At 72.2% G+C, this 24,216-nt stretch carries 22 protein-coding genes and 1 riboswitch; of the genes, 11 read left to right on the top strand and 11 right to left on the bottom strand.

Annotation, left to right across the window (positions count from 1 at the left end; all coding sequences use genetic code 11):
- The first annotated feature begins 580 nt into the window (after positions 1-580).
- Positions 581-2,722, top strand: a complete 2,142-nt coding sequence (locus O7616_RS06735) for an AAA family ATPase (RefSeq protein WP_282306063.1) — start codon at positions 581-583, stop codon at positions 2,720-2,722.
- 59 nt (positions 2,723-2,781) lie between these two features.
- Here the strand turns inward: O7616_RS06735 and O7616_RS06730 are convergent, their stop codons facing one another.
- From O7616_RS06730 to O7616_RS06715, 4 genes are read right to left on the bottom strand one after another with little or no spacing between them, the layout of a single operon-like run.
- Entirely contained in the window at positions 2,782-3,393 is a 612-nt protein-coding gene (locus tag O7616_RS06730; RefSeq protein ID WP_282306061.1) for a hypothetical protein, read from the bottom strand.
- Between the two features lie 4 nt (positions 3,394-3,397).
- A complete protein-coding gene (locus tag O7616_RS06725) occupies positions 3,398-3,820 on the bottom strand; it encodes a YbaB/EbfC family nucleoid-associated protein (protein WP_282306060.1) in 423 nt (140 codons plus the stop codon).
- Between the two features lie 10 nt (positions 3,821-3,830).
- Positions 3,831-4,757 carry a WXG100 family type VII secretion target gene (locus tag O7616_RS06720; RefSeq protein WP_282263139.1) on the bottom strand — a complete coding sequence of 309 codons (927 nt, stop codon included), beginning with the start codon at positions 4,755-4,757 and terminating at the stop codon, positions 3,831-3,833.
- Positions 4,754-5,158, bottom strand: a complete 405-nt coding sequence (locus O7616_RS06715; protein ID WP_282306059.1) for a type VII secretion target — start codon at positions 5,156-5,158, stop codon at positions 4,754-4,756. Before O7616_RS06715 ends, O7616_RS06720 begins: the two co-directional genes overlap by 4 nt.
- Positions 5,159-5,292: 134 nt before the next feature.
- Here O7616_RS06715 and O7616_RS06710 point away from each other — a divergent pair, with 134 nt between their 5' ends.
- The 5 genes from O7616_RS06710 to O7616_RS06690 all read left to right on the top strand — a co-directional run bounded on the left by O7616_RS06710 (position 5,293) and on the right by O7616_RS06690 (position 8,884).
- A complete protein-coding gene (locus O7616_RS06710; protein WP_282306058.1) occupies positions 5,293-5,937 on the top strand; it encodes a transporter in 645 nt (214 codons plus the stop codon).
- Positions 5,934-6,245, top strand: coding sequence for a transcriptional regulator (locus O7616_RS06705; protein ID WP_282263143.1), 312 nt, complete (start codon positions 5,934-5,936; stop codon positions 6,243-6,245). The genes O7616_RS06710 and O7616_RS06705 overlap by 4 nt, the downstream gene beginning before the upstream one ends.
- The gene (locus tag O7616_RS06700) at positions 6,242-7,276 is read left to right on the top strand and encodes an ABC transporter ATP-binding protein (protein WP_282306057.1); all 1,035 of its coding nucleotides are present in this window, start codon (positions 6,242-6,244) and stop codon (positions 7,274-7,276) included. Before O7616_RS06705 ends, O7616_RS06700 begins: the two co-directional genes overlap by 4 nt.
- 10 nt (positions 7,277-7,286) lie before the next feature.
- A complete protein-coding gene (locus O7616_RS06695) occupies positions 7,287-8,024 on the top strand; it encodes an ABC transporter permease (protein WP_282306056.1) in 738 nt (245 codons plus the stop codon).
- A gap of 95 nt (positions 8,025-8,119) precedes the next feature.
- Positions 8,120-8,884, top strand: a complete 765-nt coding sequence (locus O7616_RS06690; protein ID WP_282306055.1) for a VOC family protein — start codon at positions 8,120-8,122, stop codon at positions 8,882-8,884.
- Here the strand turns inward: O7616_RS06690 and O7616_RS06685 are convergent.
- From O7616_RS06685 to O7616_RS06670, 4 genes are all read right to left on the bottom strand, one after another.
- A complete protein-coding gene (locus O7616_RS06685) occupies positions 8,834-9,733 on the bottom strand; it encodes an ABC transporter ATP-binding protein (RefSeq protein ID WP_282306054.1) in 900 nt (299 codons plus the stop codon). The two genes, O7616_RS06690 and O7616_RS06685, sit on opposite strands and share 51 nt — an antisense overlap.
- On the bottom strand, positions 9,730-10,827 hold the full coding sequence (locus O7616_RS06680; RefSeq protein ID WP_282306053.1) for an iron ABC transporter permease: 1,098 nt from the start codon (positions 10,825-10,827) through the stop codon (positions 9,730-9,732). The genes O7616_RS06685 and O7616_RS06680 overlap by 4 nt, the downstream gene beginning before the upstream one ends.
- A gap of 13 nt (positions 10,828-10,840) precedes the next feature.
- Positions 10,841-11,770 (bottom strand): ABC transporter substrate-binding protein, encoded by a 930-nt coding sequence (locus tag O7616_RS06675; RefSeq protein ID WP_282306052.1) that lies wholly within the window; start codon positions 11,768-11,770, stop codon positions 10,841-10,843.
- A 92-nt stretch (positions 11,771-11,862) separates the two neighbouring features.
- Positions 11,863-11,999, bottom strand: a riboswitch (cobalamin riboswitch).
- Between the two features lie 123 nt (positions 12,000-12,122).
- Positions 12,123-14,000, bottom strand: coding sequence for a M14 family zinc carboxypeptidase (locus O7616_RS06670; RefSeq protein ID WP_282306051.1), 1,878 nt, complete (start codon positions 13,998-14,000; stop codon positions 12,123-12,125).
- Between the two features lie 211 nt (positions 14,001-14,211).
- Here O7616_RS06670 and O7616_RS06665 point away from each other — a divergent pair, with 211 nt between their 5' ends.
- Positions 14,212-15,549, top strand: a complete 1,338-nt coding sequence (locus O7616_RS06665; protein WP_282306050.1) for a C39 family peptidase — start codon at positions 14,212-14,214, stop codon at positions 15,547-15,549.
- 91 nt (positions 15,550-15,640) lie between these two features.
- Here the strand turns inward: O7616_RS06665 and O7616_RS06660 are convergent, their stop codons facing one another.
- The 3 genes from O7616_RS06660 to mqnE form a co-directional block, all read right to left on the bottom strand.
- Positions 15,641-15,925, bottom strand: a complete 285-nt coding sequence (locus tag O7616_RS06660; protein WP_282306049.1) for a DUF4229 domain-containing protein — start codon at positions 15,923-15,925, stop codon at positions 15,641-15,643.
- A 73-nt stretch (positions 15,926-15,998) separates the two neighbouring features.
- Positions 15,999-16,436 (bottom strand): hypothetical protein, encoded by a 438-nt coding sequence (locus tag O7616_RS06655; protein WP_282306048.1) that lies wholly within the window; start codon positions 16,434-16,436, stop codon positions 15,999-16,001.
- Positions 16,437-16,459: 23 nt separating this feature from the next.
- Positions 16,460-17,629 carry an aminofutalosine synthase MqnE gene (mqnE, locus tag O7616_RS06650; protein WP_282263155.1) on the bottom strand — a complete coding sequence of 390 codons (1,170 nt, stop codon included), beginning with the start codon at positions 17,627-17,629 and terminating at the stop codon, positions 16,460-16,462.
- Between the two features lie 239 nt (positions 17,630-17,868).
- On the opposite strand from mqnE, the gene O7616_RS06645 reads away from it, so the two are divergent.
- The 4 genes from O7616_RS06645 to O7616_RS06630 all read left to right on the top strand — a co-directional run bounded on the left by O7616_RS06645 (position 17,869) and on the right by O7616_RS06630 (position 24,189).
- On the top strand, positions 17,869-19,428 hold the full coding sequence (locus O7616_RS06645) for an NlpC/P60 family protein (RefSeq protein WP_282306047.1): 1,560 nt from the start codon (positions 17,869-17,871) through the stop codon (positions 19,426-19,428).
- Positions 19,429-19,542: 114 nt separating this feature from the next.
- Complete coding sequence (locus tag O7616_RS06640) at positions 19,543-21,219, top strand: hypothetical protein (RefSeq protein ID WP_282306046.1); 1,677 nt, start codon at positions 19,543-19,545, stop codon at positions 21,217-21,219.
- Positions 21,220-21,416: 197 nt separating this feature from the next.
- The gene (locus O7616_RS06635; RefSeq protein ID WP_282306045.1) at positions 21,417-23,462 is read left to right on the top strand and encodes a DEAD/DEAH box helicase; all 2,046 of its coding nucleotides are present in this window, start codon (positions 21,417-21,419) and stop codon (positions 23,460-23,462) included.
- 106 nt (positions 23,463-23,568) lie between these two features.
- Positions 23,569-24,189, top strand: a complete 621-nt coding sequence (locus O7616_RS06630; protein WP_282307550.1) for a putative glycolipid-binding domain-containing protein — start codon at positions 23,569-23,571, stop codon at positions 24,187-24,189.
- Positions 24,190-24,216 lie beyond the last annotated feature (27 nt).

The raw sequence follows: 24,216 nt of genomic DNA, 5'->3' as shown, positions 1-24,216 counted from the left end.
GCCCGCCCGCGCACGCCGGCTGCGTGGCGGTCGCGGCGGCAAGCGCCTGCCCAAGCGGGCCTACCCGCGCAAACCGGCCGGATGGTGATCGCGAAGGCTAGCGCGGCCGTCCGCGCAGGCCCACCCACGCACGCCAGCCGCTTGGCGATCGCGAACGCAAGCGCGGCCGTCCGCGCGAGGCCCACCCACGCACGCCAGCCGCCTGACGATCGCGAACGCAAGCGCGGCCGTCCGCGCGAGGCCGTCCCGCCATGCCTGTTCGCGTGCCGCGGATGGGAGCCGAACCACGACGGCAGGGCTCCCCAGTGTGAGCCGGGCGCAAGAACACACCTCGCCCGCCGCGAACCCACTCGGCGACCACGCACACCACCGCACCACCGCACCACCTGGCGACACGCCATCTCGCATGGGTGGTGGTGTGGGTAATTCGGTGGAAGGAACCGGCCTGGGAGCGTAGGGTTGCAGGCCGCTTGACGGCCGAGGTGAGCTGCACCGGAACGGACGTCTTCGCGCCGGGCGGGCGGCCATCCGCCCCCGGACACGCGAGCGCGCAGCTAGATGTGAACGATGGGACGTCAGCATGCCCGCACTTGACCTCGAACCTGACCTCGACTCGGATCTGTCGGCCGAACGCGAACACCTCGCGACCTCGCGGGCAGCGCTACGCCGGATGCGGGAGCGGGCCGAGGCTCTCTTCGCCAGCGGTGACCAGGTTGCCGGTGACGCCTACGCGGCTGAGACGCTCGGGCGCACCCTGGCCCGCCGGGTGGCCGAACTGGCGGACGACCCCACCACGCCACTCTTCTTCGGTCGCCTCGACTTCGCGGGAACGGTGAACCCCGGGACCACAGCCGACGAGACCACCGGCGACACGCCCACCAGCACCACGACCGCCAGCACCAGCACCAGCACCAGCACCAGCACCAGCACCGATCATGACGGTCGTCGGTATCACGTGGGGCGGCGGCACGTCACCGACGAGCGCGGTGAGCCGTTGGTGCTGGACTGGCGGGCGCCGGTCTCCCGGTCGTTCTACCGGGCCAGTGCGCGCGATCCGCAGGGCGTGGCGGTCCGGCGGCGGTTCGGGTTCAGCAACGGGGTGCTGACCAGCTTCGAGGACGAGCGGTTGGATCAGGGCGAGGAACTGGGCACGACCAGTCGGATCCTCACCGCCGAGATCGAGCGGCCCCGCGTGGGGCCGATGCGGGACATCGTCGCGACCATCCAGCCGGAACAGGACGAGCTGGTCCGGGCCGACCTGGCCGACTCGATCTGTGTGCAGGGCGCGCCGGGCACCGGTAAGACGGCGGTGGGGCTGCACCGGGCCGCGTACCTGCTCTATCTGCACCGGGAGCGGCTGCGACGCGCGGGTGTGCTGATCGTCGGGCCGAACCGGGCGTTCCTGTCGTACATCGCGGCGGTGCTGCCGGCGCTCGGCGAGGTCGAGGTCGAGCAGGCCACAGTGGAGGAGCTGATCTCCCGGGTGCCGGTGCGGGCGGTCGAGGCCCCGGCGGTCGCCGCACTGAAACACGACGTCCGCATGGCGAGCGTGCTGCGACGAGCGGTGCGGACACAGATCGGTACGCCGACCGAGTCGATCACGGTGTCGGACGGTTCGTTCCGGTGGCGGATCGGGTTGGAGCCGTTGCACCGGATCGTCGAGGAGACCCGCGAGGAAGGGCTGCCGTACAGCATCGGGCGGGAGCGGGTCCGGGCCCGGGTGGTGAGTCTGCTGCAACGGCAGGCGGAAGCCCGCCGGGCCGAGTCGCCGGGTGATGCGTGGTTGCGCCGGATGGGCCGCTGCCGACCGGTCACCGACTTCCTGGACGCGGTGTGGCCGGCCCTCACCCCGGAAGGGCTGGTGCACGGCCTGCTCTCCGACCCCGGCCGACTGGCCGCGGCGGCGGACGGGGTGCTCGACGACGCGGAGCAGGCCCTACTCGTGTGGGAGAAACCGGCTCGGACCCCGAAGGCGACCCGTTGGACCGCCGCCGACACGGTGTTGATCGACGAGGCGGCCGGGCTGCTCGAACGGCCCTCGGGGTTCGGGCATGTGGTGGTGGACGAGGCGCAGGACCTCTCCCCGATGCAGTGTCGGGCCATTGCCCGCCGCAGCGAACACGGCTCGATCACCCTCCTCGGTGACCTCGCCCAGGGCACGGCACCGTGGTCGGCCGTGGACTGGAAGGTCTCCCTTGCCCACCTGGGCAAGCCGGACGCCGTGGTGGTTCCGCTGACCATCGGCTTCCGGGTGCCCGCCGCGGTGGTCGCGTTCGCGAACCTGCTCCTCCCGGCGCTCGCGGTGGACGTACCGCCGGCTGAGTCGCTGCGGCACGACGGCGGCCTGGACGTGCGTACCGTGACCGACCTGACCTCGGCGACGGTCGCGGAGGTGCACGCGGCGCTGGCCCACGACGGTTCGGTGGGTGTGATCGCCGCGGACGACGCGGTCGACGGGCTGCGCGCGGCGTTGGCCGACGCCGGCGTCGCGACCGCGACCGCCGACGACGTGGCGGCCGCGGAGCGGGTCACCGTGGTGCCCGCGACGCTGGTCAAGGGCCTGGAGTACGACCACGTGGTGGTGGTCGAGCCGGCCGCGATCGTCGCGGCCGAACCGCGCGGGCTGCACCGGCTGTACGTGGTGCTCACCCGGGCGGTGTCCCGGCTGGCGGTGCTGCACCACGAACCGCTGCCCGAACCGCTGTCGACCGCGCAGCACTGAGCAGGCAGCCACCGACGGAGGCCAGCCGAGACGGACGCGCCAGGGCGGGTCGGCGTCGCTCAGCGGTCGGTGAGGGCTGCGGCGATCTCGCGCAACGGCTTGCCGGACTCGGCGATCGGCACGACGAACGCCAACCAGGACCCGTCGGTGAACCTGATCCGGAGTCGCTTGGGGTTGAGCCGGTGCCAGCCCACCCGTGCGTCGGCTACGGCGGCTCGGGGCGCCGACCAGACCACCCGGGTCTGCGCTGCCGCCCTCTCGTCGTCGGCCTGACTGGACCAGAGCTTCATCGGCCCGGAGGCGCACACCAGCAACCGTCGGTCGGTGACGGCGAGGATGGTGTCCTCGACAGTGGTCGCCGGGGGCACCGGGCGTCGGGAGTGTTGCAGGGCGGACGCGGCCGAACCCGGCGCCCCCCGCCCGGCGATGCCGTAGGCGACGCGGTCGACGAGCCGGTCTCCGGCCGAGAAGGAGATCAGCGGCGAGATCAGGTTGAGCAGCCCGCTGGCGAGGATGCCGCCACGACCGCCGCTGGACGACTCCGGGCTGTCGGTGGCTGGCATCTCTGCCGGTCGGGCACCCTGGGCGATCTCGGTCTTCGCGATGGCGAGCACCCGCTCGCCCGGCTCGACGAGCTGGCTGAGTCGTTCCTGGTACCTGTTGTCCGCCACCGGCTCAGTACCAATCCGGACGGTCGTCGGGCGCCTGACTGCTCGCGGCCGACCGACCGCCGCTGGGCGCGTCGGCCATCACCCCACCGCCGCCGGGGGCATCGACCGGCCGACCGCCGCCGGGCGCGTCGGCCATCACCTCACCGACCAGTTCGCGGACCCGGGCGGCGGCCGCCTCCTGGGCACGCTTGGCGGCGGCGGTGAACTCCTCGGCCAGGGTGTACGAGTCGAGGCGCATCGCCCGGGCGTTGACCTCGGTCGAGACGATCGTGCCGTCCGCGGCGGCGGTGACCCGGACCAGGCCGGAGTCGCTCATGCCGTCGGCACTGCTGTCTTCCAACTCGGTCATCTTGCCGGCCAGCTCGCGCTGCCAGCTGTCCAGGTTGCGGGCCAGTGCCTCGATGCGGTCCAGACCGGGAAAGGTCATGGCGGTCCCCTCAGGTCAGGATGGAGTCGAAGACATTCTGCACGCCCTTGGTGTAGGGGCCCAGATCTTCGCGGTACGTGCCGTCCACCAGGTAGTTGCGGTCCTTCGTGCCGTCGGAGATGTCGTGCATGCCGACGCCGGTGTCCAGCAGGGCGCCACCGAGGCCGGGGATGTTGACGGGAGACGCCTGGTTGATCAGGAACTTGCCCGGGAAGAGCGTCTTGAACTTCTCGATCTGGAACGCCCTGGCCTCGGCCGTCCAGCCGGACTTGTTCCAGGCCCGGTACGCCTTCTTCGCCTTGCGGATCTCCAGGACCGCGCGACGGTACTTCATCAGCAGCTCGGCGACCTTCTGCATCTTCGTGGCCAGCTTCGTCAGGATCTCGGCGAACCGAGCGACGATCTTGACCATCCGCCCGACGGTGGTGGCGAGCCGCGCCAGCACCCGCACGACGGTCGCCGCGAGCGAGATGCCTGCGCTCAGCGCCGCCGCCACCGCCGCGATGATCACCTCGGTGAGGAACCAGAGCAGGAACTCGAGGATCAGCTCGACCAGCAGGTTGAACGCGTCGACAGCGGCGTTGGCGGCATCGACCAGCACCTCCTTGGTGCCGTCCAACCCCTTCGCCAGCTCCTCGATGGCCTCCTCCACCGACTCCATCGACGCGTGGAAGCTCTCGGCGGCGTCACCCGACCAGGCCCCCCGGAGGCGGGCCCGGTGCTGGATCTGCTCACCGGCGATCTCGCGGACCGCCGCGCCGGTGTCGAGGCAGAGCTGGGCGGCGCGCATCAGGTCGTCGGGCTCGCCCGCGACGAGTTCGAGGAGCTGCTCGAAGGGCCAGAGCACCGCGTTGGACAGCGGCTTGAACGGGTCGGGGGTGCCGGACACGATCTGCTCGAAGTAGGTCTTGTTGCGCGTCAACGCCTCGGTGCTCACGCGGGCACCGGCCCGGTCGTGTCGCCGGTGGACGAGGTGCCCGGTGACCAGGGGCCGGGTGCGATGACGTCGGGAGCGGCCGGGCGGCCGGGCACGAACATGTCGGTGTTGGCGACGTCGGTGCCGGTGTAGGCGCCCGCGGTGTCGTCGAGCCCTTCGGCGATGTCCGCCATCACTTCGGCGCCGTCGGCCAGCCCCTGCAGGCAGGCCTCGAACTGTTCGGCGTACGCCGCCGCGAGGCTGAACGACGCCGGCATCACCCCGAACGCGTGCCGGGGGACGTGCCCTTCACCGAACGAGCGGTGCAACTCGCGAAAACGCGCCGCACGGTCGGTGGATGCCTTGGCGAACGCCGTCAGCGCCTCCGGCTGGACCTCCAGCTCTCTGCTCGGGCTCGACACGGACCCTCCCCTGTGTCCTGTGCGACGGATCAGCCGCTACGACTTTCCACCATAGGCACTGCTCGCCGCGATCGGTGACCCGGCCGCGACGACGGGGTGACGCGGCCTTGACTTTGTTTCGTAAAGTAGTTTGCGTGTACCCAGACGATGACCTCCCACCCGCCGACGCCGCGGCAGCGCTCCGGCTGATCGAGGCCCAGCGATCCGCGACGGCACGCCGGATCGATCCCGATGCCCGCCTGCTCTACTGGCCGTGGGGAGTCGCCTGGCTGGTCGGCTTCGGTCTCTTCTTCCTGCGGTTCCCCCCAGGCGAGGAGCAATTGCTCCGACTCCCGGGCTGGCTGCCGCTGACCGTCCTCTTCGCGCTGCTCCTTGCCGCGGCGGCGGTCCAGGCGGTGGCCAGCGCTCGGGCGTACGGTCAGTTGAGCGGCGACTCCGCGCGGCGTGGCCGCTGGTACGGGTGTGCCTGGGGCCTCGGTTCGGTGAGCGTCTACGCGGGGCTCGGCCGGATCACCGAACACCTGCCGCACGACCTGGCGGGACTGCTCTGGTCGGCGACGGCCGTCGGGCTGACCGCCGCGTTGCACATGGCCGGCGGGGCGATCTGGCTGGACCGGGACCTGTTCCGACTGGGCGTCTGGATCAGCGTGATCAACCTGGCCGGCGCGTTCGCCGGGCCGGGCTGGCACGCACTGGTCGTCTCGGTGGCCGGCGGCGGCGGGATCCTGGTGGCCGGTGCGCTCGCCCGGCGACGACAGCGACAGCGACAGCAGCCGTGACCGAACTGGATCCGGTCATCCACGCCCAGGCCCGGTTGCGGGTGGTCGCCAGCCTCTCCGCACTCAACGTCGGCGACCGGATCACCTTCCCGCGCCTGCAGGAACTGCTCGGGATGACCGCCGGCAACCTCTCCGTGCACCTGCGCAAACTCGAGGACGCCGGCTACGTGGAGATCACCAAGACCCATCGTGGACGCACCCCGGCGACCCTGGTCGGGCTCAGCCGGCGGGGTCGGCTGGCGTTCGAGGAGTACACCGAAGCCATCCGCGCCCTGCTCGACCCCATTCCGTCGAAGGAGCAGTCATGACCCTCGCCCGCGCCGACCAGGCCAGCCGCCGGTACGGCGACGTCCTCGCCCTCGACCGCGTCGACCTCGAAGTCCGGGCCGGTGAGCTGGTCGGCCTCCTCGGTCCGAACGGCGCCGGCAAGAGCACCCTGATGAACCTGCTCGTCGGTCTGCGCCGCCCCAGCTCGGGGCGGGTCGAGCTGTTCGGTGGCGACCCCCGCGATCCGGCGAGCCGACGACAGATCGGGGTGACCCCGCAGGAGACCGGCCTGCCGGGCACGTTGCGGGTCGGGGAGGTCGTCGACTTCGTCTCCGCGCACTACCCGGACCCGGTTCCCCGCGCCGAACTGCTCGACCGGTTCGGCCTGGGCGACCTCGCCCGACGGCAGACCGGTGGGCTCTCCGGAGGGCAGCGCCGTCGGCTGGCGGTGGCGTTGGCGTTCGTCGGCCGACCCCGGTTGGTGCTCCTCGACGAGCCGACCACCGGCCTGGACGTGGCCGCCCGGCACACCCTGTGGGAGGCGATCCGCGCGTTCCACTCCGACGGCGGCACCGTGCTGCTGAGCAGCCACTATCTGGAGGAGGTGGAGGCGCTGGCCCACCGGGTGGTGGTGATCGGGCAGGGCCGGGTGCTCGCCGACGACACGGTGGCCGCGGTGCGCGGCATCGTCGGCGTACGCCGGGTCAGCCTCGTCGCCGACCACCTGCCCGACCTGCCCGGGATCGTCCGCACCGAACGGATCGACGGCCGGGTGCACCTGCTCACCACCGACGCCGACGAACTGGTCCGTGCGCTGGTCACGGCCGGAGCCGACTTCACCGACCTGGAGGTACGACCGACCTCGCTGGAGGAGGCGTTCCTCGCCATCACCAGCGGGGACGGGTCCACCCCGGGCCAGACCACCGCGGCGGGACGACCCGCCACGGCAGAGGACCGCGCCGCCGCCGGCGGCCCAGCCAGCACTGCCGCCACCGGCGACCCAGCCAGCACCGCCGCCACCGGCGACCCAGCCAGCACCGCCGTCACCGGCGGCCGACCCACCACCGTCTGAGGAGGCCGCCGTGCAACTCGCCCTGGTCCACGCCCGATACCAACTCCTGGAGATCATCCGGATTCCGGTGGCGGTCTTCGGGAGCGCCTTCTTCCCGGCCGCCGCCATGATCTTCTTCGTGGTGCCGTTCGCCGGTGACGACTCGGTCGGGGCCACTCTCGCCACCGCGTCGATGGTCACCTTCTCGGTGATGAGCGCCAACATCTTCCAGTACGGCGTCGGCGTCGCCGAGGACCGCGACCAGCCCTGGAACCCGTACACCCGGACCCTGCCGGCCGGACCGGCGCCCCGGTTCGCGGGCCGTGTGCTGGCCGGTCTGGCACTGACGTACCTCTCGCTGATCCCGGTCGTCGTGATCGGCGCGACGCTGACCGCGGCCGAGACCACCCCGGCGGCGTTCCTGCTGACCATCGGCACCGTGGCCGTCATCTCGGTGCCGTTCACGCTGATGGGCCTGGCCATCGGCTACTCGCTGCCGAGCAAGGCGGCGATCGTCGTCGCGCAGGTCGTCTTCCTGCCGCTCGCGTTCGGCGGCGGGCTGCTCTCCGCGCCGGGCGACGCGCCCGGATTCATCGAGACCATCGCCCCGTTCCTGCCCACCCGGGGTGCGGCCGAGCTGATGTGGGCGGCGGTCAGCGACTACCGCGTCCAACCGCTGGCGCTGATCATGCTCGGTGTCTGGGTGGTGCTGCTCGCCACGCTCGCCGGCTGGGCCTACCGACGGGACGAGGGTCGCCGGTTCAGCTGACGATTCGTCCGTTTCCGCCCCGAGCCGCGGCGGGACGGTGCCAGGATTCCCGCAGGGGGCCGCCGTGGTCGCCCCGGGGTGAGAGGGGTCCTGACGTGAGCACCGTCCCGCCGGGTACGCCCTGCTGGGCCGACCTGGCCACCCCGGACCTGGACGACGCGCGGCGCTTCTACCCGGAACTGTTCGGTTGGACCGGCCGGGTGACACCGGAACCCGAGGCGGGTGGCTACACGGTCTTCCTGCTGGACGGGAAGCCGGTCGCCGGGGCCGGGCCACCGGCGATCCCGGACCAGGTGCCGATCTGGTCGACGTACGTCGCCACCGACGACGCGGAGCTGGTCGCCGGCCGGGTCGAACGGGCCGGTGGGCAGGTCGTCGTACCGCCGTTCGAGGTGTTCGACCGAGGCTGGATGGCCGTCTTCGCCGACCCGGCCGGCGCCACCTTCAGCGTCTGGCAACCCCTGGCGATGACCGGTGCCGAAGTGTTCAACGTGCCGGGCGCGATGAGCTGGAACGAACTGGTCACCCCCGACCCGGAGGGTGCGAAGGTCTTCTACGAGCTGGTGTTCGGCTGGCAGCCGGACGACCAGGCGGTGGGGCCCGTGACGTACACCGGTTGGCGGCTCGGGACGCAGATCGTCGCCGGGATGATGCCGCCGCTGGCCGACGACTTCCCGGCCGACCTGCCCGCGTACTGGACGGTGTACTTCGCGGTCACCGACGCGGACGCCGCCGCGGCCCGCGCCGCCGAGCTGGGCGGAACGATCCTGGTCCCACCCCGGGACATCCCGTCGGGCCGGTTCGCCGCCCTACGCGACCCCCAGGGCGCCCTCTTCTCCGTCATCGACCTGGGCGCCTGACCCACGAGCCCCGAGGGGGTCGGGGCGGGTGGGGCGGACGGGGACCACCAGGGGGCCGTGGGTGCCCGGGACCACCCGGACGCTGGCCCGGTAGTGGGTGGCGAGCAGGTGCTCGGTCAACACCTCCGACGGGGACCCGGCGGCCACCACCCGACCGCCGGCGAGCATCACCATCCGGTCGGCGTACTCGCCGGCCAGGGAGAGGTCGTGCATCGTGGCGAGGACGGTCAGGCCGTGCTCACGGCGCAACTGGTCGACGAGCTCCAGTACCTCCTGCTGGTGACCGATGTCCAGGGCGCTGGTCGGCTCGTCGAGCAGCAGCAGTGTCGCCCCCTGGGCGAGCGCGCGGGCGAGGAACACCCGCTGCCGTTCACCGCCGGAGAGGGTGGCCAGCTCGCGACGGTGGAAGCCGGTGAGGTCCAGTCGCCCGAGCACCTCGTGCACGGCGTCGAGGTCGGCGGTCGACTCCCGGCCCAGCGTCGGGATGTACGGGGTCCGGCCGAGCAGCACGTAGTCCAGCACCGACATGCCGGCCGGCACCACCGGCGACTGTGCCACGGTGGCCACCACCCGGGCGCGGTCCCGGCGGCGCAGCGCCGTGCTCGGCGTACCGAAGAGGGTGATGGCCTCGGGCGCGGCCAGCAGGCCGCCGACGGCGCGCAACAGGGTCGACTTGCCGGCGCCGTTCGGGCCGATCACGGTGACCCACTCGCCGGGGGCGACGGTGAGGTCGACGCCGGTCAGGATCGGTGTGCCGCCGAGGTCGACGTGCAGGCCGCGCACCTCGACGGCGGGTACGCCGCCGGAAGAGCCGGCGGCGGACGGGTCGGCGACGGGTTCGCGGCTCACGTGAGCACCCGCCGGGCGGTGCGCAGCACGATCACGAAGAACGGGCCGCCCAGCAGGGCGGTCACCACTCCGATCGGCACCTCGGCCGGGGCGGCGGCGGTGCGGGCCACCACGTCGGTCAGGGCCAGGAACGCACCGCCGAACAGCAGGGACAACGGCAGGATCATCCGGTAGCTCGACCCGGCGAGCAGCCGGACGGTGTGCGGCACGATGATGCCGACGAAGCCGATCAGGCCGGTGGCGGATACCGCCGCCGCGGTGCCCAGGGAAGCTGCCGCGATCAACAGGTAGCGGGTGCGCTGCGGGTGCAGGCCCAGACTCTTCGCCTCGTCGTCACCCACGGCCAGGACGTCCAGCTCACGGCGGTGCAGCAGCACCACCACAGTGGTCAGCACGGCGTACGGGAGCACCAGCAGCACGTCGTGCCAACCGGCGGTGGCGAGCCGACCCAGCAGCCAGGAGTAGACCGGTTGGATGCTGTCGGCGTGCTTCTGCAGCAGGTAGGTCTGCCCGGCGGAGAGGAACGCGGAGACCGCCACCCCGGCCAGGATCAGCATCGCCGGTGAGTGGCTGCGCCCGCCGGCCGCGCCGAGCACGTAGGTCATCGTCACGGCGAGCAGCGACCCGGCGAACGCGGCCAACGGGATGGTCATCGGCAGCCCGGAGATCGCCCCCTCCCGGCCGGCGCCGCCGAGGGCGATCGCCGCGGTGACCGCGAGGCCGGCGCCGGCGGCCACCCCCAGGAGGTACGGGTCGGCGAGCGGGTTGCGGAAGACGCCCTGGTAGCAGCCCCCGGCGAGGGCGAGCAGGCCGCCGACGAGCAGGGCCAGCACCACCCGGGGCAGCCGCAACTCGGTGACGATCGCGATCTCCCGCTCGGACAGGCCGCTGTCGAGGTGGACGCCCGGGATCAGGTTGAGCAGTTCGGCGGCGACGCTGCCGGCGGGCAGGCTGACCGGCCCGAGGGACACCCCGGCGACGAGCGCGACGAGCACCGCGAACACTCCGGCGACCAGCCAACGCTTGCGCAGCCCGGCGGGCCGGGCCACCGGTGGTGGCCCGACGGACCGGGCCGCCGACAGCGGCCCGGTCACCGACGGGTCGGGGTCACGCGGGCACCTTGGCGACCGCGTCGATGATGACCCGGAGGAGGTCGACGACGCGCGGGCCCCAGCGGGAGGCGATGTCGTCGTCCAGCGCGATCACCTGGTTGTTCTTGACCGCGGTGAGCCCGGCCCAACCGCTGCGCGCCTTGACCGAGTCGGCGTTCTGCTGGCAGCACTTGGAGTCGGCCAGGAAGACGAAGTCCGGGTTGGCCTTGACGACGAACTCCTGGGACAGCTGCGGGTAGCCGCCGTTCTTGCCGTCCGCGTCGGCCGGGTCGGCGATGTTGGTCAGCCCGACCTGGCTGTAGAGCGAGCCGATGAAGGTCTTGCTGGTGGCGCTGTACAGCTCCGGGCCCAGCTCGTGGAAGTAGGTGAGCTTCGTGGTGCGCTGCGGCAGGTCCTTGACCAGCTTGGTGATGTCGTCCTTCATCCGGGTGGCGACGTCGTCGGCCTGGTCGGCGTGCCCGGTGAGCGTGCCCAGCTCGGTGATCTGCCGGTACGAGTCGTCGAGCGTGGTCGCCGCCGGGGTGAGGTAGACCGGGATCTTCAGCTTGGTGAGCTGGTCGACGATCTTGTTGGTGTCGTTGGCGAGGACCACCAGGTCGGGGCTCTTGCCAGCGATGGCCTCGGCGTTGGGCTGGAAGCCGGAGAGGTCGGTCTTGGGCGCGTCGGCCGGGTAGTTGGACTGGTCGTCGACGGCGGTCACCTGCGGGCCGGCACCGATGGCGAAGAGCATCTCGGTGGCGGTGGGCGACAGCGAGACGATCTTCTCGGGACGCTTGTCGAGGGTGAGCGCGCCGACCGTGACCGGGTAGGCGGCGGCCGCGGTGCCGGCGCTCGGCTTGTCGTCGGCCTTCTCGGCGCAGGCGCCGAGGGCGAGCGCGGCGACCGCGAGGGTCGCGGCGAAGAGCCGAGGGGTACGTCTGTTCATGGGGGCCTCCTGTCGGTCGAGGAGTGTGGTGCTTCGCCGACAGGGACTTTCGTACGCCCGCCCACGAGGCGCCCTTCCTCGAGAGCGCGTATCGCGACCGATCCGTAGGCGACCTGGCTCGTCCCCACCGGAGTGGGGCATCACAGTTGCGGGACAGCGCCGGGTTAGCACCGGCTTCGCTGCGGACTGGTCGCTAAGACGGTAGCGCACCGCCACGACGTGCCGGATCGACCAGGGGTCGATCGGCGCTGGACGATCAACCGGACCGTCGCGCAGTGCGGGATATGTCCCGGATACGGCACCTCGGAGGCGGGTGGTGGGGCCCCGCCGGGCGGAGCGGGGCCCCACCCGATCAGGAGGACGTGATGGTGACGTTGTCCACAGCCGCCTCTACCAGACTGGCGCCGGAGGCGTCCGCCGCCTCCACCAGGATGCGTACCGACTGGCCGGCGTACGGGCTGAGGTTGAGGCTGGCGACCGCCCAGCTCCCGTTACGGTTGGTGGCCGCGCCGGCCTGGGTGAGCAGCGCGGTGGTACCGCCGTTGTGCACCACGCTCACCCGCAGGTAGTCCGCCGACGAGGCGTTCGAGCCGTGCGCCAGGTACCAGGCCAGCGAGAGCGTCAGCGTGCCGGACGACGGCAGGGTCACCGCCGGGGAGCGGGCACTCGTCACACCGCCGTCGACGTCGTAGTCACCGGCTGCCGATCCGGCGAGCCGACCGGTGACCAGGTCGTTGGAACCGGCGTACGGGGTGAGCTGCTTGGCGCCGGAGGAGGTGGTCGCCTGGGCGGCACCCCGTTCGAACGCGCCGACCGTGGCGGTGTCGGTGCCGGACGGGTTGACGGTCCAGCCGGTGGCCGTCTCGAAGGTGTCCGACCAGACCGTGGTGCCACCACCACCGCCGCAGTACTGCGCCTGCTTGCCGATCGCCCGGTACGGGCAGTCGGCGTACTCGCTGAGCATCAGCACCGCCTCCCGGTTGCGCGAGGTCTGCGCGGGGATCACCTCGTCGGGCGGGTAGAAGCCGCCGCCGCTGGACGAGCCGGGATACATCTCGAAGGTGTACGCCCAGATGTTGTGGGTTGCCCACATCCAGTCGATGCTGTCCCCGTCGGTGATGTAGAGGTCGCTGGACTGCTGCGGTGTGTAGTTGTTGGTGGCCGCCATCTGCTGCCCGATGGTGGCGAAGGTGTTGTACTGGTCCGCGCTCATACCCGCCGCGGTGTTCGCCGTGGTGTAGCCGTACGGCCAGAGCACCAGCTGCGAGTACGTGTGGAAGTCGATGTTCGCCTTGATCTGCTGCACGCCGCCGACCACCCGGCCGTTGACGAAGTTGCGCAGCGCCTGCGTCTCGGGCGCGGAGAACGCCGACGGCCCCCGGTAGGTCTCCGACGAGGTACTGCCGGACGAGCCGCCGCAGCAACCCCAGTTGTAGGACCAGTTGCGGTTCAGGTCGGTGCCCACGTTGGACGAACCGCTGTTGGGCTGCCGGTTCTTGCGCCAGGACCGGTACGACCCGGTGGCGATGTCGTACTCGCTGCCGTCCGGGTTGACCGTCGGCACGATCCAGATCTCCCGGCTGTTGACGATGTTGGTGATCCGGGAGTCGCTGCCGTAGCTGTCGGTGAAGAGGTTGAGCAGGTAGATCGCCATCTCGACGGTCAGGTGCTCACGGGCGTGCTGCTGGGCGTTGAACAGGATCTCCGGTTCACTCTCGTCGGTGCCGACGTTGTCGGAGATCTTCACCGCCATCAGGTCGCGGCCCTCGTACGACGATCCGATGCTGATCTTGCGGGCGATCGCCGGATGGTCGGCGACGACCTGGTTCACGACGGCGGTCAGTTCGGCGTAGTCGTGGTAGTTGGAGTCGGCGGGCGGGAAGGCCAGCGTGCCGATCTCACCGGCGCCGCGCTCGGCGTTGGGCGGCGGGGCCAGGGGTTCCAGCCGGAAGCCGAGCTTGCCGATCGCGGCAGCCTCGGCGGCGGTCGCCGAGATGTGCAGCACACCGTGCTCGGAGTAGTCGATGGCGGCTCCGGTGCGGGCCACCGCGTTGCGGTCGGCGAGGGTCCGGGGCCCGAGCACCCGGTAGCCGGCGGCGGCCGGCTCGGCGGTCCGGTCCGGCGCCGGCTGGGCGGCGACGGGGCCGGTGGCGACGGTGACGATTCCCAGCCCGGCGACGACGGCGAGCACCAGGACGCGGCGGAGGGGGTTGGACGTGCGGAGGGCCATGGACTACCTCCTCGATGGGCGGGAGATCCCGCTCGGTGAAGGACACTTCACCACCTGTCACATGGTCATATCAATATCGATCGCTGGCTTGTCCATCCCGAGCCGATCATCTCGGCGGCAATGATTTTCCACCCACCAACATCTGGCGAAACTTCTCTCCGGGCGGAAAACTGACCAGCGACGATGCCCCTCTCGACACCGCGGAGCACCAATGGCCAGATCCCGCCTGCACGCGGCCGCCCTCGCCGGCGTCACCGCGTTCACCCTGCTCGCCACCGCCGCGCCCGCGACGGCGGCCCGCCCACCCGCCGTCAGCCACGACGAGCAGATCACCTTCCAGGACTGGTCCGGGCCCGCCGACTGGCACCGGGGCGACCGGTCCGGCACCCGCGTGGCGCCCGGCCCCCGGGCGGGCCTCACCCTGGCCCGCCCGGCCGGCACCACCGAATACGTCGACCCGCACACCGGCGCCGCCCGCACCTGGGAGTACGGAACCTGGACCTCACCGGTGACCCGGATCGGGTTCGACGCCACCGAGCTGATCGCCTCATGTAACGCGGAGACCCCCGCCGGCACCTGGATCCAGGTGGAGATGCAGGGCAGCTACACCAGCGGTGACCAGACCCCGTGGTACGTCATGGGTCGCTGGGCGTCCGGCGACACCGACATCAAGCGGACCAGCGTCGAGCGGCAGGGCGATCCCTGGTCGACGATCTGGACCGACACCTTCAGCATCGATGACGCCGCCGCCGGGGTGCTGCTGCGGTCGTACCAGCTGCGGCTGACCCTCTACCGGGCACCCGGGCAGACCGCCGCGCCGGTGGTCCGGATGCTCGGCGCGATGAGCTCCACGGTGCCGGACCGGTTCACCGTGACGCCGAGCGCCGGGCACATCGCCTGGGGCGTCGAGCTGCCCGTGCCGCGTTACTCGCAGAACGTGCACGCCGGGCACTACCCCGAGTACGACGGCGGCGGCGAGGCGTGGTGCTCACCGACCTCCACGGAGATGGTGGTCGAGTACTGGGGTCGTAGGCCGTCGGCGGCCGACACCTCCTGGGTGGACCCGACCTACCCCGACCCCACCGTCAACCACGCGGCCCGGATGACCTACGACTACGCGTACGACGGGGCGGGCAACTGGCCGTTCAACACCGCGTACGCGGCCGGCTTCCCCGGGCTGGAGGGGCGGGTCACCCGACTGCACTCGCTGGACGAGCTGGAACGATTCATCGCCGCCGGCATCCCCGTCGTGACCAGCCAGTCCTTCCTCGCCAGCGAGCTGGACGGGGCGAACTACGGCACCTCCGGACACCTCTTCGTGGTGGTCGGCTTCACCGCCGACGGCGACGTGATCGTCAACGACCCCGCCTCGTCCAGCAACGACGTGGTGCGCAACGTCTACAAGCGCGCGCAGTTCGAACAGATCTGGCTGCGGACCAAGCGCACCAACGCCAGCGGGGGCACCTCCGGCGGCTCCGGCGGCATCGCGTACCTGATCAAGCCGGTGTCCAAGCCCTGGCCCAAGGTCCCAGGCTCCACCAACTGGTAACCCACCACCCACCGGGCTCACCCCGCCCTCTGCACGGGTGATCAAGAGGTTTGCGTCACGGATCCCGTCTTCGATGACGCAAACCTCTTGATCAACGTGAGGAGTCGGTGGGCGGGGTCTGGTTCGGGTCTTGGTCTTCGCCGGCCAGGGCGGAGCGGAGGCGCTCCTTCTCCGCCCGGCGGCGCTCGGTCGCGTCGGCCATCTCCCCGGCCATCTCGTCCCGCCACCCGCGCAGCAGGAAGAAGGAGAGCGCGGCGGAGAAGACCAACGCCAACATCAGCTTCAGGAACACGTTCATGTCGATCAGCCAGAGACCCGCCAGCACGGCGACGAACAGCCCGATCCGGCCCAGCGTGTACTTGAGCGCGGCGCTCACCCGCACCACTCCGTTCTCTCCGTCGCCCGCCGAGGCCGGCGGAACTGTCGATCCGCCCGGTGGGCGGTAGCGGTCAGCCGGTCCGGCGGGCCAGCCAGCGGACGCCCGGGAACCAGACCACCGCGTACGCCACGGTGAACGCCGCCGCCGCCAACGCGCCGGAGAGCAGCGGCGGCAGCCCCGCGCCCAACCCGGCGATCAGCAGACCGACGAACACGCCCACGGCCGCGGCGACCACCGCCGCCAGCACCCGCGCCGCACCGAAATCCCAGGCCCGGAAGTCGTCCCAGAACAGCCACGCCGGCAGGATCACCGCCAGCCAGCCGTTGGTGTGCCCGAAGTCACCGGCGCCGATCGAGGCGAACGCCCAGTCGAACAACACCAACGCCAACGCGCCGATGACGACCCCGGCCAGGCACACCCCGAGCAGGTCACCCAGGGTGGCGACCCGCCCCTCGGCGTCCCGGCGGGGAAACCCGCCCTGCTGCTCGGAACCGCTCTGCTCGGTCATCGACTGCGAGGGTACGTGGTGACTCAGGCCCAGACCTGCTGCGGCTCGGCGCGCCGCTGCGCCAGCGACGGGGCCTTGTCGTACTCCCGGACCACGTTGTAGCGGGTGTCCCGCTCGACCGGCTGGAAACCGGCGTCCCAGATCAGGTGCAGCAGGTCCTCGCGGTGCATGGTGTTCGGGGTGCCGTACGAGTCGGCATCGTGCGTGATCTTGTATTCGACCACCGAGCCGTCCAGGTCGTCCACGCCGAAGTTCAGCGAGAGCTGGGCCACCGACAGCCCGTGCATCACCCAGAAGTTCTTCACGTGCGGCACGTTGTCGAAGAGCAGCCGGGAGACGGCGAACGTCTTCAGCGACTCGGCCGGCGACGCCATGGTGGTGCGCGCCTGGATCCGGTTACGGATCTTGCCGTCCGCCGAGTCCACGAAGTCGTGCTGGTAGCGCAGCGGGATGAAGACCGCGAACCCGCCGGTCTCGTCCTGGAGCTCACGCAGCCGCAGCACGTGGTCGACCCGGTGCCGGGGTTCCTCGATGTGGCCGTAGAGCATCGTCGCCGGGGTCTTCATGCCCTTGCTGTGCGCCAGGGCATGGATGCGCGACCAGTCCTCCCAGTGGCAGGCGTGGTCGACGATGTGCTGCCGGACCTCCCAGTCGAAGATCTCCGCGCCACCGCCGGTGAGCGACTCCAGACCGGCGTCCATCAGCTCGTCGAGGATCTCGTCGGCGCTCAGACCGCTGATCTTCTCGAACCACTGCACCTCGGTCGCGGTGAAGCACTTGAGCTTGACGTTCGGCAGCGCCGCCTTCAGCTCCCGCAACACCTTCGGGTAGTAACGCCAGGGCAGCGTCGGGTGCAGACCGTTGACGATGTGCAGCTCGGTGAGCTGCTCACCCTCCATCTCCTTGGCCTTGCGGACCGCCTCGTCGATGCGCATCGTGTACGCGTCCTTCTCGCCCGGCTTGCGCTGGAACGAGCAGTACGCACAGGACGCCGAGCAGACGTTCGTCAGGTTGAGGTGCCGGTTGACGTTGAACATCACCCGCTCACCGTTCAACTCGGTGCGCTTGTGGTGCGCCAGCCGCCCCAACCAGGTCAGGTCGTCACTCTCGTAGAGGGCGACCCCGTCCTCCCGGGTCAGCCGCTCACCGGCGTACACCTTCGCTTCGAGCTCACGCTTGAGTCCGGCGTCCATGGCACGTCCCTTCCACCTGCGGTCCCGGTCGAGCGTACGTCGGGACGCCGACAGCCCCGGCGGCACGGTCGCCGGCAGCGACCCACTTCACCGAACTCTCAGCCTCCCGTAACCCGGCCACGCATCGACAAGGTTGGCGAGGTGCGGTAGTAACAAGGTGGGGCGGAACACACACACTGGTACCGTCCCGGCGGTCGCGCCCACCGTGCGCGGCGAGGAGCAGCGGGACGGGGAGCGGCATGATCTACAGCGGGCGCGGGCGACGGCAGCGACGACGGAGCCCGGTGATCTCGCCGGTGCTGCGTCCGAAGCTCTGGGCCGCCCTGCTCGGTGCGATCGCCGCCGCCGTGATGGCCACCCCCGCGTACGCCGAGCCCGGTATTCCCACGACGGTGCCGGACGCCGGCGCCCGACCGCCGGCCATCGGCACCGTTCAACTGCCCGGCGGCCCACCCGTCGCCGGCGTCCCGGCGCCGCCGGTGGGCACCATCGGCACCGGCCCGCTGGCCGCGCAGATCTACGCCGGCGAAGCTCAGGTCGGCACACTCGGCGATGCGCTTCTGAAGATCAAACAGAAGCAGTCCGACGCGAAAGCCCAGGTGGAATCCGCCGGCAAGGTGCTTGCCAGCGCTCAGGACGCCCTGCTTCGAGCGCAGCAGGTGGCTGACGCGGCAGCCGCCGAGGCCGTCAAGGCAGCCGCCGCGCTGCCGCCCGGTGACCTCGCCGAGGACATCCGAGAGCTGAGCCGCCTCCAGCAGATCACCCGCGGCGAGAAGGTCGACGGCGGCACCACCGGCGTGGCCGGAGGGCTGTCCCGGGCCCGCGCCGCCGAGCAGGAGGCGTACCAGAAGCACGCCGAGGCCAAGAACCTGCTCGCCGCCGCCGACGCGGAGTTCACCGCGAGCGAGACGGCGCTGCGCACTGCCGAGGCGAGCCTGCTCAAGTTGCGCCGCGACAACGCCGCCCAACTGATCGAGATCGAACGTCAGCAGGAGGCCGCCGAGCAGCAGTACGGTGCCGGCTACGTCGCCAACCAGAGCATCAGCGGCATGGCCGCGCACCCCCGGGCACTGGCCGCGGTCCGGTACGCGCTGGCGCAGCTCGGCGACCCGTACAAGTGGTCCGAGGAGGGGCCGGACGAGTTCGACTGCTCCGGTCTGATGTGGGCGGCGTACCGGTCTCCCGGCGCCGACTACTTCGACCTGCCCCGGGTCTCCCGGGACCAGTACGCCGCCACCCGGGCCCGGACCGTGCCGCAGGGCGCGCTGCTCCCCGGCGATCTGCTCTTCTTCGCCTCCGGCAGCAGTTGGACGACGATCCACCACGTCGGCATGTACATCGGCAACGGCAAGATGGTGCAGGCACCCACCACCGGCGACGTCGTCAAGATCTCGGTCGTCCGCTGGTCCCGGCTGTACGCCGCGACCCGGGTGATCGGCGCGGTACCGGCGCCGATCGTGACGGTTCCGACTCCGCCGGTCTCGACGCCCAGCACGACGCCCACCCCCAAGCCGACGCCCACCAAGTCCGCCACGCCGACGCCGACGCCGACCAAGTCCGCGACCCCGACGCCGACGCCGACCAAGACCACCACCCCGACGCCGACGCCGACCGGCAGCGCGACTCTGACGCCGACGCCGACGCCGACCAAGACCACCAACCCGACCAACACGCCGACCACGCTGCCCTCGGCGCCCACCAGCGCGCCGAACACGACGACGCCGCCGACCACGCCGAAGGCCACCACGAGCGCGACCGGCGGCAGCAACCCGACGGGCAGCGCCAGCGCCACCGGTTGATCCGCCACGACCCGCTCCGGCTGTCCGCTCGGGACGATCTGTGGCACGGTGACAACCAGGCACATCCGACTCGACGTCACGGGTCCGGGTGCGAGCATGGCGCGGAGGGCGGAGATGGCCGAGCAGAGAGATCCGGCGGAGACTGTCGACCCCGTGGTCGACCGAGCCGACCCGCCAGGGCTCGGCGGCGCTGACCCGGTGTCCGACCCGCCGTCGTCCACCGACCCCGTGACCTCGGGGGCTGACCCGGTCCTCAGCGACACGGTCCAGGCCGCGCGAACCGACACCGGAGACGCCGCCGCCACCGCGTCTCCCGACAGCTCCGCCGACACCGGAGACGCCGCCGAAGCCCCGGCCGCTCCCGCCGAGGCCACTGCCCAGACGACGCGGACCGAAACCGCCGGCCAGGCGATCCCCGCCGAGACCGGCGGCCAGGCGACGCCCGCCGAGACCACGGCCCCGACGACGCCGACCGAAACCGCCGACCAGGCGATCCCCGCCGAGACCGGCGGCCAGGCGACGCCCGCCGAGGCCACTGGCCAGACGACGCCCGCCGCGGTCCGCCCGGAGCAGGCCGCCGCGCCGGTACGGGCCCGCGCCAGCGTCGCGACCGCCGGGGCGTCCCGCAGCGATCTCCCGGCCAGCGCCCCGGCCAGCGCGACCACCTACCGCGCGACCGGCTCGGCCGACGTCGCGGTCCCCGGGCAGCGCAACGAGTCGCCCGCACCGGCCCGGGCCAGCGCCACCGTTCCCAGCAGCAGCCGCGTCGCGGCCGGTGCGATCGGCACCCCGGACCCGCGGGCCAGCACACCGACCGTCTACGGAGCCGGGCCGGTGAATCCCGAGCCGCCCGAGCCCGCGCAACCGCCGCAGCCCGCCCAACCGCCGCAGCCGGCGACTCCCGAGCCGGAGCCGACGCCCCCGCCGCCCGGCCCCGGGCCGACCCAGCCGGCACCACCCGAGCCGGAACCCGCGCCGACGCCGGGTCCGTACCCGCCCGGGCCGATGCCGACGCCACAGCCCCGACCCACGCCACCGCCCGGTCCGGTCCCGCCGGTCCCCGGCCCGCCCGTACCCCCGCCCTCACCGGTGCCGCCCATCCCGGGTCCGCCGTCTCCGCCCGTCCCCGGGCCGCCCGTTCCGCCACCCGGACCGCCCGTGCCCGCGCCACCGGCGCCGCCCGGCCCGATGCCGGCACCGCCGTTCCCGCCGCCGCCCGCGATGGGCGACACGCCCGGTGTACGCGCGACCGCGTCGGTCTCCGCACCGCCGGCCGGATGGGCCGCCACCGCCGAGACGACACGCTCGACGTCAGGCGGCGGGTGGGCCGAGACACCCGTCTCCGCACCGCCGGTGGTGCCGGCCCCCGCCCTGCCGAGTTGGCCGCCGTCCAGCGTCGGCGCTCCCCCGTCGACCGGAAGCGGCACCGGGAACACCCGGACCACCGGGCCGACCGCCAGGTCGGAGGTCAATTCCGGACCGGGTCCGGCCGGTGTTCGTGACGGGCGACGCGGCGGCTCCGACCTGGCCGGCACCGTCTACGGCAGCGGTGAGGGACCGGGCTTCACCACGATCGCGATGCCCACCAACGCGGTGGAGACGTCCGGCTCGCTGACCGGGCACATCCTGGCCCAGGGCTGGGCGGACACGCCGGCCGAGCGATCCCGCAACACGCGTGTGGTGATCGTTCTGGTCGCCGCGCTGGGGCTGCTGGTCGCGATCAGCGTCATGATCGTCCTGCTCGCCGGCGACGTGTTGGACGGTCTGGTGGGCGGCGCGCTCAACGGGTGAGCCGCCGAGTGGACGCGATGGTGAGTCCGCCCACTACGGTCGGGCAACCGGCTGGCGGGTTCGCCGGACCGCCGTACACTGGCTTAGATCACTGACCCGGCGCGCGTGGTGCGCGCCCCTGGGCGATCTTGCGGGCGATCCGGCGGCACAGCCGCGGCAGGCCATCGCGAAGATGCGCCCCGCTCGAAAGGCTTTTGTTGACCACCTCTGCTGACTCCAGCACCGTCACGTCCGTTTTCGACCCCACCCCGGCGACCGACGCCGCCGATTCCATCGACTTCGCCGCGCTCGGTCTGCCCGAGCCGCTGGTCCGCGCCTTGGCGCGGCAGGGCATCACCAGCCCGTTCGAGATCCAGCGGGCCACCATGCCGGACGCGCTCGCCGGCCGGGACGTGCTGGGCCGTGGGCAGACCGGTTCGGGCAAGACGCTCGCGTTCGGCCTGCCGCTGCTGGCCCGCGTCGCCGCCGCCGAGCCGGCCCGCCCGATGCGTCCGCGCGCCCTCGTCCTGGTCCCGACCCGCGAGTTGGCCATGCAGGTCAACGACGCTCTGCTGCCGCTGGGCAAGGCGCTCAACGTGTTCCTGAAGACCGCCGTCGGCGGTGTGCCGTACGACCGTCAGATCGACGCGCTGCGGCGCGGCGTGGAGATCATCGTGGCCACCCCCGGTCGGCTCGGTGACCTCATCGAGCGGGGCATCTGCCAGCTCGACGACGTCGAGGTCACGGTGCTCGACGAGGCCGACCAGATGGCCGACATGGGCTTCCTGCCCGAGGTGACCGAGCTGCTGGCGAAGACGCCCGCGAACGGTCAGCGGCTACTCTTCTCGGCCACCCTGGACGGTGACGTCGACGCGTTGGTCAAGCGGTTCATGAACGACCCGGTGACCCACTCGACGGCGCCGTCGACCGCTTCGGTGTCCACCATGGACCACCACATGTTGTTGATCCCACCGCACGAGAAGTTCCCGGTGGCGGCGTCGATCGCCGCTCGGGACGGCCGGACGATGGTCTTCGCGCGTACGCAGCTCGGGGTGGACCGGCTGGTCGAGCAGCTCGCCGCGGTCGGGGTACGCGCCGGTGGGCTGCACGGCGGCAAGACCCAGCGGATGCGCACCAAGACCCTCGCCGAGTTCCGTGAGGGCCGGATGAACGTGCTGGTCGCCACGGACGTAGCGGCTCGGGGCATCCACGTCGACGGGGTCACCCTGGTCCTGCACGTCGACCCGCCGAAGGACCCGAAGGACTACCTGCACCGGGCCGGGCGCACCGCCCGGGCCGGCGAGTCGGGCGCGGTCGCCACGCTGGTGCTGCCCAAGCAGCGCCGCACCACCCTGGCGATGATGGAGAAGGCCGGCGTCGCGCCGGCCGAGACCCGGGTCCGGGTCGGCGACCAGGCGTTGGCCGAGCTGGTCGGGGCGCGGGAGCCCAGCGGTGTCCCGGTTCGCGTCGAGGCCGAGCCGCGCGGCTACGGCGACCGCTCCGGCGGCCCGCGCCGATTCGGTGACCGCACAGGCGGCGACCGCCGCTACGGCGACCGCCCGCAGGGCGAGCGCCGCTACGGCGACCGGCCCACCGGCGAGCGGCGCTACGGCGACCGTCCGCAGGGCGAGCGCCGCTACGGCGACCGGCCCACGGGCGACCGGAACTACGGCGACCGTCCGCAGGGCGAGCGCCGCTACGGCGACCGGCCGACCGGCGACCGGAACTACGGCGACCGCCCGCAGGGCGAGCGGCGCTTCAGTGACCGACCCACCGGCGAGCGCCGGTTCGGTGACCGGCAGCACGGCGACCGGCAGCACGGCGACCGGCAGCACGGCGACCGGCCGCAGGGCGAGCGGCGCTACGGCGACCGGCCGACCGGCGACCGGAGCTACGGCGACCGGCCCGCCGGCGAGCGGCGGTACGCCGATCGGGACTCCCGGGGCTACGGCGACCGGCCGCAGGGCGAGCGCCGGTTCGGTGATCGGCCGCAGTTCGGTGACCGGGACGGCCGGGGTGACCGGCCGACCGGCGAGCGGCGCTTCGGTGACCGGCCGCAGGGCGAGCGGCGGTTCGGTGACCGCGACGAGCGGCGGTTCGGTGACCGCGACGAGCGGCGGTTCGGCGATCGGGACTTTCGGGGCGGCTTCCGCCCGGAGGGCCGCGGTCGGGACGACCGTCCCCGCGACGACCGTGCCCGTGACGACCGTCCGCGCGACGACCGGCGCGGTTTCGGCGGGCGACCGCCGGCGCGTACCCACTGATCTGCTGATCCACTGAACGCCGTCGCGGAGCGCACGCTTCGCGGCGGCGTTCGCGCATGCCCTGCCGAGGCGGGCCGGGTCGCGTAACGTCCGGCTCATGCCGACCATGCCGCAGTCAATCTTCTGGTCCCGGACGGACACCGCCGGCAGCGAGCAGGTCCTCTTCGACGACAGCCGCGGGTTGGCGGCCCGGGGCACGCTGCTCGCCGTGGACCCGATCCCGTGGACCGCCCGCTACCAGCTGACCACGGCACCGGACTGGTCCACCGCCCGGGTCGAGGTCGAGGTCGAAGGGCTGGGCTGGCAGCGCAGGGTGACCCTGGAGCGGACGGCTGACCGGTGGCGGGTGACCACCGCGGAACAGGGCGACCTGGACCGGGCCCTGGTCAACGCCGGTCATCCCCGGGCCGGCCTGCCGGGCACCGACGACCCGGACCGGCTGGCCGACGCGCTCGACGTCGACCTCAGCGGCTCGCCGCTGTTCAACACCCTGCCGGTCCACCGGCTCGGGCTGGCCGCCGAGCCGGCCGACATGGCACACCGGATCACCGTCGCCTGGGTGCTGCTGCCCGGCCTGGAGGTGGTGCCGGCCGAGCAGATCTACACCGGGCTCGGGCCGGGCCGGGTGCGCTTCGCCAGCGGCACCTTCACCGCCGACATCGATCTGGACGACAACGGCTACGTGGTGCGCTACCCCGGGCTGGCGGAGCGGATCGACCCGCGCTGAACGCCGGCCGACCAGTCGCGCCCACGC

The sequence above is a fragment of the Micromonospora sp. WMMD964 genome (assembly GCF_029581455.1).
In the GTDB taxonomy this organism is placed as follows: Bacteria; Actinomycetota; Actinomycetes; order Mycobacteriales; family Micromonosporaceae; genus Micromonospora.
The sequence above is the reverse complement of the archived record's forward strand: the minus strand, read 5'-3'. Positions and strand labels throughout refer to the sequence as shown.

Coding starts and splice junctions, on each gene's coding strand:
- O7616_RS06640 (WP_282306046.1), top strand. CDS start 19,543: ATGGCCGAGCAGAGAGATCCGGCGGAGACTGTCGACCCCGTGGTCGAC.
- O7616_RS06675 (WP_282306052.1), bottom strand. CDS start 11,770: ATGAACAGACGTACCCCTCGGCTCTTCGCCGCGACCCTCGCGGTCGCC.
- O7616_RS06735 (WP_282306063.1), top strand. CDS start 581: ATGCCCGCACTTGACCTCGAACCTGACCTCGACTCGGATCTGTCGGCC.
- O7616_RS06630 (WP_282307550.1), top strand. CDS start 23,569: ATGCCGCAGTCAATCTTCTGGTCCCGGACGGACACCGCCGGCAGCGAG.
- O7616_RS06665 (WP_282306050.1), top strand. CDS start 14,212: ATGGCCAGATCCCGCCTGCACGCGGCCGCCCTCGCCGGCGTCACCGCG.
- O7616_RS06655 (WP_282306048.1), bottom strand. CDS start 16,436: ATGACCGAGCAGAGCGGTTCCGAGCAGCAGGGCGGGTTTCCCCGCCGG.
- O7616_RS06700 (WP_282306057.1), top strand. CDS start 6,242: ATGACCCTCGCCCGCGCCGACCAGGCCAGCCGCCGGTACGGCGACGTC.
- mqnE (WP_282263155.1), bottom strand. CDS start 17,629: ATGGACGCCGGACTCAAGCGTGAGCTCGAAGCGAAGGTGTACGCCGGT.
- O7616_RS06670 (WP_282306051.1), bottom strand. CDS start 14,000: ATGGCCCTCCGCACGTCCAACCCCCTCCGCCGCGTCCTGGTGCTCGCC.
- O7616_RS06645 (WP_282306047.1), top strand. CDS start 17,869: ATGATCTACAGCGGGCGCGGGCGACGGCAGCGACGACGGAGCCCGGTG.
- O7616_RS06725 (WP_282306060.1), bottom strand. CDS start 3,820: ATGACCTTTCCCGGTCTGGACCGCATCGAGGCACTGGCCCGCAACCTG.